Below are 2,797 nucleotides of genomic sequence, written 5' to 3'. Positions count from 1 at the left end.
CTCCTATCAAAGCCGGGTGGGTTCGGTGCGGTGGCTGCAACCCTATGCCGAACGGGTCATCCTGGAGTTGGGCTCCCAAGGCGTGAAACAGTTGCTGGTGGTGCCGATTAGCTTTGTGTCGGAGCACATCGAGACCCTGCAGGAGATTGACATCGAGTATCGGGAACTGGCTCATCGAGCTGGGATTGCCGATTTTCGCCGTGTGCCCGCCTTAAATACCGACCCTCTGTTCATTGCTGGCTTGGCGGCGCTGGTGCGGACTCATCTGCTCACTCCAGGCTTGGCAGCTCCTGCCTTTGTCCCTGCTGCTGTGGGCAGCTCGCTGCTGGAGCGGTAGGGAAGAACGCCAGGCATTTCATTGTTGCTCTGCAACGCTGACGCGACCAGACGAGGACGCTGACTTCATACCCCCAGAAGCGTTCTCCTACCACCTCAGGTGTCTCATCTTCATGGAGTTTTGACTGGGAATGACCCTAAGCCCGAGCGAAGCCTTGCTGACGAAGTGGCTGCTGACCTATTTTTACCAACGGCTGCCTTTCCCCCAAGAGTGGCTGCCGCAGAAAAGCTATTGGGTAGGGGGATCCCTGCGGGATGCTTACCTGGCTTGGCTGCAGGGCCGTGCTGCTGGGGATCCCGCTCGCGACGGTGGGATGGAGTCCTCAGCGTCGGTGGATTTGGACCTGATGTGCGCTGTGGATCCCGTGGGCTGGGCAGCGGCAGTGGCACGGCGGTTGGGGGCGGGCTTTGTGGTGTTGGATCCCGAACGGCAGATTGCCCGCATTGTGTTGGCAAAGTTGACCGTGGACGTGGGGCTGCAGGTGGGATCCACCCCTGAGGCGGATCTGGAGCAGCGGGACTTCACCTGCAATGCCCTGGCCTTGGATCTGCAACGGGAGCAACTGCTGGATCCCACAGGCGGACAAGCCGATATTCGCCAGAGCCGGATGCGCATGGTACACCCCGACAACCTCAGTGCTGATCCGGTGCGGCTGTTGCGGGGTTATCGACAGGCAGCTCAACTGGGGTTTGTGCTGGATCCGGCTACGCAAGAGGCAATCCGGGAGCGGGCCCCCCTTTTGGCGAATGTGGCGGCAGAACGGGTGCGGGCAGAGATAGTGGCCCTGTTGGAGGCAGGGATCCCAGGGCTGGCTCACCTACAGGCGGCGGTGGCGGCGGGGTTGCTGCAGGCTTGGCTGCCCCACCTGAAACCGGAAAGTCCGGGCTTCCCTCAAGCTCAGGCCGTGTGGGAGTGGGCCGGGCGCTGGCAACCGCTCTATCCCCGCACGCTGGCAGAGCTGGCCCAGCCCTTGACATCCTCACGCGAAGGGCGCGGCAGGCTGTTGGCAGTGGTGCTGGCGGCCTTGTTGTGGGATCCAGCGGGAACTGAGGACTCTGTCTTGCTGACGCGAACGGCAGAAAGGGTGGAAACCGAGCTGGAGCGGCTGCGCTTCAGCCGAGCGGAAATGCGGGCCATCCAAAAGCTACACCATCTTCTGCCTCAGCTTCAGCTTCTCCTGACGGACTCCCCCACCCCTGCCCAACAGTGGCGGCTTTATCAACAGGCGGGATCCCTGTTCGGTGGCCTGGCGCTGTTGGCGGTGGCTACGGGCGGCGACCCTCAAAAGCTGGAGTCTTGGCTCAAACGCTACGAAGACCCCCAGGATCCCCTGGCCCATCTGGTGCCCCTGCTGGATGGCCGCGATCTGCTGCACAGCTTGGGGGCTAAACCCGGCCCCTGGGTAGGCCAGTTGCTGCAAGACCTCCAGGAGGCGCAGGCTTGGGGGCAGATTCAAACTCGTGCCGAGGCGCTCTCTTTTGCCCGCCGGTGGCGTGGCCAGCAAAAAGACTAGCCGAAGCGATAGCCGAAGCCGCGCACCGTCACCAAATACTCTGGGTTGCTGGGATCCAGCTCCAATTTTTCCCGCAGCCAGCGGATATGTACATCGACGGTCTTGCTGTCGCCCATGAAGTCGGATCCCCAGATGCGCTCCAGAAGCTGTTCCCGCGTCCAAACGCGGCGGGGATTGGACATAAACAGCTCCAACAGGCGAAACTCTTTGGGGGAAAAACTCACCTCAACGCCCCGCACCAACACGCGGCACTCCTGAGTAAACATACACAGATCCCCGTAACGGAGCACCGTGGCATCGCTGGCTTGGGCCAGTTGTTGCCGGCGCAACACCGAGCGACAGCGGGCGATCAGCTCCCGCATACCGAAGGGCTTGGTCAGATAATCGTCGGCCCCCAGTTCCAAGCCCACCACCCGGTCGGTTTCGCTACTTTTGGCCGTCAACATCAAGATGGGAATCGTGTTGCCCTCCCTGCGCAGCAGCCTGCATAGATCCAAACCGTTCAAGCTGGGCAACATCAAATCCAGGATCATCAAATCCAGCCGCTCAACCGTATGCACCATCTCAAGGGCTTGCCGACCATCGGCGGCCTGTAAAACTTGATATCCCTGTTCTTCTAAAGCCAGGGCAACCGTTTCCCGAATGGCATCCTCGTCATCCACCACCAGCAGGGTCTCCAGATGGGGAGCAGCTTCCTTGGCTTGAGGAAGTGGACCGGTCATGGAGAGGGTTGCTTCCATACAGAACTCCGTCGCGCCTGCACGCAAGTGCTCCGCACCGCCGTCACGAACGCGGAAGCGTCACGTAGCGATAACAGCCTCACAGGGTGAGAAGGGCAAGTGCCGCCACCTTCAACAGCAGCCCCCCGATAGGATATCAAACTTCCAGGGCAGGCCAATAAAGAGAACAGGGGCGGAGTAAACTACCCGACCCTGACTGCTTCGCAG

The 2,797-nt window shown here is 61.1% G+C and carries 3 protein-coding genes; 2 read left to right on the top strand and 1 reads right to left on the bottom strand.

The genetic code is table 11. The annotated features are described in order from the left end of the window. The coding region (locus NW856_RS05025; protein ID WP_414399391.1) for a ferrochelatase at window positions 1-337 on the top strand (337 nt) is incomplete at its 5' end. Between the two features lie 130 nt (window positions 338-467). After that, the gene (locus NW856_RS05020) at window positions 468-1,850 is read left to right on the top strand and encodes a CCA tRNA nucleotidyltransferase (protein WP_414399390.1); all 1,383 of its coding nucleotides are present in this window, start codon (window positions 468-470) and stop codon (window positions 1,848-1,850) included. Here the strand turns inward: NW856_RS05020 and NW856_RS05015 are convergent. Then, the gene (locus tag NW856_RS05015; protein ID WP_414399389.1) at window positions 1,847-2,590 is read right to left on the bottom strand and encodes a response regulator; all 744 of its coding nucleotides are present in this window, start codon (window positions 2,588-2,590) and stop codon (window positions 1,847-1,849) included. The genes NW856_RS05020 and NW856_RS05015 overlap by 4 nt on opposite strands. Between the last annotated feature and the right edge of the window lie 207 nt (window positions 2,591-2,797).

This window comes from Synechococcus sp. R3-13, from assembly GCF_047462195.1.
GTDB lineage: Bacteria > Cyanobacteriota > Cyanobacteriia > Thermostichales > Thermostichaceae > Thermostichus.
The sequence above is the reverse complement of the archived record's forward strand: the minus strand, read 5'-3'. Positions and strand labels throughout refer to the sequence as shown.

Excerpts from the sequence above, each read along its gene's own strand:
- NW856_RS05020 (WP_414399390.1), top strand. The coding sequence starts at position 468 with ATGACCCTAAGCCCGAGCGAAGCCTTGCTGACGAAGTGGCTGCTGACC.
- NW856_RS05015 (WP_414399389.1), bottom strand. The coding sequence starts at position 2,590 with ATGGAAGCAACCCTCTCCATGACCGGTCCACTTCCTCAAGCCAAGGAA.